The sequence below is a fragment of the Pseudomonas sp. R62 genome (assembly GCF_000257605.1).
GTDB classification, from domain to species: Bacteria; Pseudomonadota; Gammaproteobacteria; order Pseudomonadales; family Pseudomonadaceae; genus Aquipseudomonas; species Aquipseudomonas atacamensis.
The window spans coordinates 2111976-2118152 of record NZ_JH635999.1 but is presented as its reverse complement, the minus strand read 5'-3'; the positions used below and the strand labels follow the sequence as shown (position 1 = coordinate 2118152).

Below are 6177 nucleotides of genomic sequence, written 5' to 3'. Positions count from 1 at the left end.
GCGAAGGCGGCCCGCAGGTCAACCCGTTTCTGTCTAATACGCGCGATCCAATCGTAGGGGCTGCCGAAGGCTGCGATCTTTTGATTTGCATGCTGTAAGCGCGAAACCGCCAGCCCCAAAACCTCAAAACGCAGACACAAAAACGCCCGGCATTACCCGGGCGTTCTGTATTGACTTGATTAACGAGCGCGGTAAGTGATCCGCCCTTTGCTCAAGTCATAGGGCGTCAGCTCGACGCGCACTTTGTCGCCGGTAAGAATACGAATGTAGTTCTTGCGCATCTTGCCGGAAATATGCGCGGTTACGACGTGCCCATTTTCCAACTCCACACGAAACATGGTGTTGGGCAGGGTGTCGACGACAGTGCCTTCCATTTCGAAGCTGTCTTCTTTCGACATGCAGTAAAGCCCTCGGTATCCAATGAATGGCCCGGTGCAACTGCGCCAGGCAAAAGCGGCGTGCATTGTGCCCGAAAAATGGTGTTTACGCCAAGGGGTTTAGGCCGCAGGTTCAGTTCAGGATGACCCAGCGCTGATTGATCAGCAATTCGATGGGTCGATATTGCGTCTTGTAATTCATCTTTTTGCAGTTCTTGATCCAGTAACCCAGGTACACGGCCTCAAGTCCCAGGCGCTGGCTCTCGGCGATTTGCCAGAGTATTGCGTAACGGCCGAGGCTGCGGCGTTCTTCGTTCGGTTCGTAGAAGGTGTACACCGCCGACAGGCCGTTGGGCAGCAGATCGGTGACCGCCACCGCGAGCAACCGTCCGTCGAGTCGAAACTCGTAGAAGCGCGAGAAGGGCAGGTCACGCACGAGGAACGTCGAGAACTGATCACGGCTTGGCGGGTACATGTCGCCGTCGGCATGGCGCTGTTCGATGTAGCGCTGGTAGAGGTCGAAATATTCTTCGCTGAAGTGCGGTTTGACCGGTTGCACCTGCAAATCCGCGTTGCGTTTGTAGATACGCTTCTGCTGGCGATTGGCGATGAACTGGGCGGAAGGAATGCGCGCAGGCACGCACGCATTGCAATTCTGGCAATGCGGCCGGTACAGATGATCGCCGCTGCGACGAAAGCCCATTTCCGACAGGTCTGCGTAGACATGCACATCCATGGGCTGACTCGGGTCGAGAAACAGCGTCGTGGCCTGCTCCTCGGGCAGATAACTGCAAGAGTGGGGCTGAGTGGCATAAAACTTCAAACGCGCCAACTCGGTCATGAATCAACCCTCGGGATAAGCTGGTGGATTAAGTGTAAGCCACCTGCGCAAAAGTCGCTCAGCAAACCCAGGTCGCCGAATTCGGTTGGTCGAGATGGCGCTGCAGATAGTCGGCGAATTCGCCCCGCGGAATGGATCGCGCACCAAGGCTGTGCAGGTGATCGGTCGGCATCTGGCAATCGATCAGCACGAACCCGGCGGCTTTCAAATGCTTCACCAGCGTGGCAAAGCCGTATTTGGACGCGTTGTCGGCACGGCTGAACATCGACTCGCCAAAAAACAGTTGGCCCATCGCCAGGCCGTACAGGCCGCCGACCAGCTGTCCCTCGTCCCAGACCTCAACCGAATGAGCGAAACCGCGCCGATGCAATTCTACGTAAGCATCCTGCATGGCCTCGGTGATCCAGGTGCCGTCGGCGTAATCACGCGGTGCAGCGCAGGCGCGGATGACGGCGTCGAAATCCTGATCGAAGGTCACTTGATAGCGTTGCTTGCGCAGCAGCTTGCCGAGACTGCGCGAGACGTGCAGTTCGTCGGGAAACAGCACGGTGCGAGGGTCTGGCGACCACCAGAGAATCGGCTGGCCCTCGGAGAACCAGGGAAAGCAGCCGTGGCGATAGGCCTGGATCAGGCGGTCGGCGGAAAGATCGCCGCCGGCGGCGAGCAATCCGTTCGGCTCGCGCATGGCTTTTTCCAGTGGCGGAAAGGTCAGGGAGTTACGTTGTAACCAAGTCAGCATGGCATCCAGGCTTGCAGAAGGGGAGGGCAGTCAGGGGCGTGCAGGCCCCGCGAAAGAGTTTGCCGCGAAACGGGGCCGCTGTCCTGCACAGATGTCTGCTGCAGTGAGCATTGAGCTGCAACTTGATGTGTCGCCCGTGGTCGTAAGCGTCGCCGTGTCGATGCTGTCGAGCATTCCTGTGAGCCTGATCCGGCCAGGTTCGCTACGTTCATCAAATACAGCTCATAAGCCTTTGTCACAAAAGACAATGCATGCTCCAATTGCAACGCAGTGCATGTACGTTTGGCTATGCTCAAGGCTGGGGTCTCAAACATGGCATCGGACGCACAAACCCGTACAATGCCGGGTTGTGACGGGCTTTTCGCTGCGCACAGTGTTTATGGCTGTGTTTATAAAACCAGTGGCACAGTGTTAAAAGTAGTCCCAGTTGAGCTTTTCACCTTTTTTACCTGCCTGGATTGGGCAGTTTTTTATCGTCATTCAATAGATGGACGCGCCTCGGGCGCAGGAAAAGAAGCGTTTTGAAGAAGACCACCGAAGCACCCAAAACAGTCGTTCCGCTCTGGCGCCAGCAACTGCACTACCGGCTCAAGGAAGGTGCATTGATCGCCATCGGCGCCTTGTGCCTGTTCCTGATGATGGCTTTGCTGACTTACGGCAAGGACGACCCGGGCTGGAGCCATAACAGCAAGATCGACGATGTGCAGAACTTCGGCGGCCCGGCCGGCTCGTACAGCGCCGATATCCTGTTCATGGTGCTCGGCTACTTCGCCTATATTTTTCCGTTGCTGCTGGCGGTCAAGGCGTACCAGATCTTCCGTCAACGCCACGAACCATGGCAGTGGAGCGGCTGGCTGTTTTCCTGGCGCCTGATCGGTCTGGTGTTCCTCGTGCTCTCCGGTGCTGCGCTGGCGCACATTCATTTCCATGCCGCGACCGGTCTGCCGGCCGGCGCTGGCGGTGCCCTGGGCGAAAGCCTTGGCGATCTGGCGAAGAATGCGCTGAACATTCAAGGCAGCACGCTGCTGTTCATCGCGCTGTTCCTGTTCGGCCTGACCGTATTCACCGACCTGTCGTGGTTCAAGGTGATGGACGTCACCGGCAAGATCACCCTCGATCTGTTCGAACTGTTCCAAGGCGCGCTCAACCGCTGGTGGTCGGCGCGCACCGAGCGCAAGCAACTGGTCGCGCAACTGCGTGAGGTTGATGACCGCGTCCATGATGTGGTCGCACCGACTGTCACCGACAAGCGTGAACAGGCCAAGGTCAAGGAACGCCTGATCGAGCGTGAGCAAGCGCTGAGCAAGCACATGTCCGACCGCGAGAAGCAGGTGCCACCGGTGATCGCGCCGGCACCGGTCAAGGCCCCAGAGCCGAGCAAGCGCGTACAGAAAGAGAAGCAGGCGCCGTTGTTCGTCGACAGCGCGGTCGAAGGCACCTTGCCGCCGATCTCCATTCTTGATCCTGCGGAAAAGAAACAGCTCAACTATTCGCCTGAATCCTTGGCAGCGGTCGGCCACTTGCTGGAAATCAAGCTCAAGGAATTCGGCGTCGAAGTCACCGTTGACTCTATCCACCCGGGCCCGGTGATTACCCGTTACGAAATCCAGCCTGCCGCCGGGGTAAAAGTCAGCCGTATCGCCAACCTGGCGAAAGACCTGGCGCGTTCGCTGGCGGTGACCAGTGTGCGGGTGGTCGAGGTGATTCCGGGCAAAACCACCGTCGGTATCGAGATTCCCAACGAAGACCGCCAGATCGTGCGTTTCTCCGAGGTGCTGTCGACCCCCGAGTACGACAACTTCAAATCGCCGGTCACCCTGGCGCTCGGTCATGACATCGGCGGCAAGCCGGTCATCACCGACCTGGCGAAGATGCCGCACTTGCTGGTGGCCGGTACCACCGGTTCCGGTAAGTCGGTGGGCGTGAACGCGATGATCCTGTCGATCCTGTTCAAGTCCGGCCCGGACGACGCCAAGCTGATCATGATCGACCCGAAAATGCTTGAGCTGTCGATCTACGAAGGCATTCCGCACCTGCTCTGCCCGGTTGTGACCGACATGAAGGACGCCGCCAACGCCTTGCGCTGGAGCGTTGCCGAGATGGAGCGTCGCTACAAGCTGATGGCGAAAATGGGCGTGCGTAACCTCTCCGGCTTCAACGCCAAGGTCAAGGAAGCCCAGGATGCCGGCGAGCCGTTGAGCGATCCGCTGTACAAGCGCGAAAGCATTCATGACGAAGCGCCGCTGCTGCAGAAACTGCCGACCATCGTCGTAGTGGTGGACGAATTCGCCGACATGATGATGATCGTCGGCAAGAAGGTTGAAGAACTGATCGCCCGTATTGCGCAAAAGGCGCGTGCGGCAGGGATTCACTTGATTCTCGCGACCCAGCGCCCGTCGGTGGACGTGATCACCGGTCTGATCAAGGCCAACATCCCGACCCGTATGGCGTTCCAGGTATCGAGCAAGATCGACTCGCGAACCATCATCGACCAGGGTGGCGCCGAGCAACTGCTCGGTCACGGTGACATGCTCTACATGCCGCCGGGCACCAGTCTGCCGATCCGCGTCCACGGCGCATTCGTCTCCGACGATGAGGTTCACCGCGTGGTCGAAGCGTGGAAGCTGCGCGGCGCGCCGGAATACAACGACGACATTCTCAACGGTGTCGAAGAGGCAGGCAGCGGCTTTGAAGGCAGCAGTGGCGGTGGCGACGGGGATGATCCGGAAGCCGACGCGCTGTATGACGAAGCGGTGCAGTTCGTCCTCGAAAGCCGTCGCGCGTCGATTTCCGCTGTGCAGCGCAAGCTGAAGATCGGCTACAACCGCGCCGCGCGGATGATCGAGGCGATGGAGATGGCCGGCGTTGTTACCTCAATGAACACCAACGGTTCGCGTGAAGTCCTGGCCCCGGGCCCGGTACGCGACTGAAACGCAACGACTCGGGTGGCGCAATGACGCGCCACCCGCTTTCCCACGAGTATTCAAGAGGACTCTCATGCGCCTTATCCGCATGCTGTTGCCAGTACTGGCGCTGACCACACTCACGGCCCACGCCGATGAAAAGGACGTGGCGCGTCTGACCCAATTGCTCGAAACATCGAAAACCCTGTCGGCGAACTTTTCGCAGTTGACCCTCGACGGCACCGGCACCCAGTTGCAGGAAACCACCGGCAACATGACCCTGCAGCGTCCGGGCCTGTTCTACTGGCACACCAACGCGCCGGCCGAGCAGACCATGGTCTCCGACGGCAAGAAAGTCACCCTGTGGGACCCGGATCTGGAGCAGGCAACCATCAAGAAGCTCGACGAGCGGCTGACCCAGACGCCAGCGCTGTTGCTGTCCGGTGATGTCTCGAAGATCAGCCAGAGCTTCGATATCAGCGCGAAAGAGGCGGGCGGCGTGATCGACTTCACTCTCAAGCCGAAAACCAAGGACACCCTGTTCGACAACCTGCGCCTGTCGTTCCGCAACGGCCTGCTCAATGACATGCAACTGATTGACAGCGTCGGCCAGCGCACCAATATCCTGTTTACCGGGGTCAAGGCCAACGAAGCGGTGCCAGCGTCCAAATTCAAATTCGACATTCCCAAGGGTGCCGACGTTATCCAGGAATAAACACCGGCCCTTTGTGCCAGGGCCTTTGTGGTGATGGCCTGCTATTGAGGAGCTATTGTGGCGATGGGATTTATCCCCGTCCGGCTGCGCAGCAGTCGTCGCTTTTGGGGCCGCTTCGCAGCCCAATGGGGATAAATCCCCTCACCACAGGTTCTTCAGCAGATTTCAGAAAATCAGAGGTTTCAACGCTACGTGATGGATCTGTTTCGCAGTGCACCGATTGCTCAACCCTTGGCCGCGCGTCTGCGTGCAGCCAATCTGGATGAGTACGTCGGTCAGGAACACGTGCTCGCTCGCGGCAAGCCTCTGCGTGAGGCGCTGGAGCAGGGCGCGCTGCATTCGATGATCTTCTGGGGGCCGCCGGGCGTGGGCAAGACCACCCTGGCGCGCTTGCTCGCAGAAGTCTCCGATGCGCACTTCGAAACGGTTTCGGCGGTGCTCGCCGGGGTCAAGGAAATCCGCCAGGCCGTTGAAATCGCCAAGCAGCAGGCCGGCCAGTACGGCAAGCGCACGATCCTGTTTGTCGATGAAGTGCACCGCTTCAACAAGTCGCAGCAAGACGCGTTTCTGCCCTACGTTGAAGACGGCACGCTGATCTTCAT

At 59.0% G+C, this 6177-nt stretch carries 6 protein-coding genes; 3 read left to right on the top strand and 3 right to left on the bottom strand.

Annotated features, from left to right (window positions below):
• Positions 1 to 179: 179 nt before the first annotated feature.
• The 3 genes from infA to aat all read right to left on the bottom strand — a co-directional run bounded on the left by infA (position 180) and on the right by aat (position 1957).
• On the bottom strand, positions 180 to 398 hold the full coding sequence (gene infA / locus OQK_RS27370) for a translation initiation factor IF-1 (protein ID WP_002553999.1): 219 nt from the start codon (positions 396 to 398) through the stop codon (positions 180 to 182).
• 112 nt (positions 399 to 510) lie between these two features.
• Entirely contained in the window at positions 511 to 1218 is a 708-nt protein-coding gene (locus OQK_RS27365) for an arginyltransferase (RefSeq protein WP_016775265.1), read from the bottom strand.
• Between the two features lie 58 nt (positions 1219 to 1276).
• A complete protein-coding gene (gene aat, locus OQK_RS27360) occupies positions 1277 to 1957 on the bottom strand; it encodes a leucyl/phenylalanyl-tRNA--protein transferase (protein ID WP_038861865.1) in 681 nt (226 codons plus the stop codon).
• A 521-nt stretch (positions 1958 to 2478) separates the two neighbouring features.
• Between aat and ftsK the strand changes: the two genes are divergently transcribed.
• The 3 genes from ftsK to OQK_RS27345 all read left to right on the top strand — a co-directional run.
• Positions 2479 to 4887, top strand: coding sequence for a DNA translocase FtsK (ftsK, locus tag OQK_RS27355; RefSeq protein WP_016775263.1), 2409 nt, complete (start codon positions 2479 to 2481; stop codon positions 4885 to 4887).
• A 67-nt stretch (positions 4888 to 4954) separates the two neighbouring features.
• Complete coding sequence (gene lolA / locus OQK_RS27350) at positions 4955 to 5575, top strand: outer membrane lipoprotein chaperone LolA (RefSeq protein ID WP_016775262.1); 621 nt, start codon at positions 4955 to 4957, stop codon at positions 5573 to 5575.
• A gap of 195 nt (positions 5576 to 5770) precedes the next feature.
• Positions 5771 to 6177 (top strand): AAA family ATPase (locus OQK_RS27345; protein ID WP_038861864.1); only part of this gene is annotated, 407 nt, incomplete at its 3' end.

What these genes read in the sequence shown, in the direction of transcription:
- infA (WP_002553999.1), bottom strand. Translation starts at nt 398, where the DNA reads ATGTCGAAAGAAGACAGCTTCGAAATGGAAGGCACTGTCGTCGACACC.
- OQK_RS27365 (WP_016775265.1), bottom strand. Translation starts at nt 1,218, where the DNA reads ATGACCGAGTTGGCGCGTTTGAAGTTTTATGCCACTCAGCCCCACTCT.
- aat (WP_038861865.1), bottom strand. Translation starts at nt 1,957, where the DNA reads ATGCTGACTTGGTTACAACGTAACTCCCTGACCTTTCCGCCACTGGAA.
- lolA (WP_016775262.1), top strand. Translation starts at nt 4,955, where the DNA reads ATGCGCCTTATCCGCATGCTGTTGCCAGTACTGGCGCTGACCACACTC.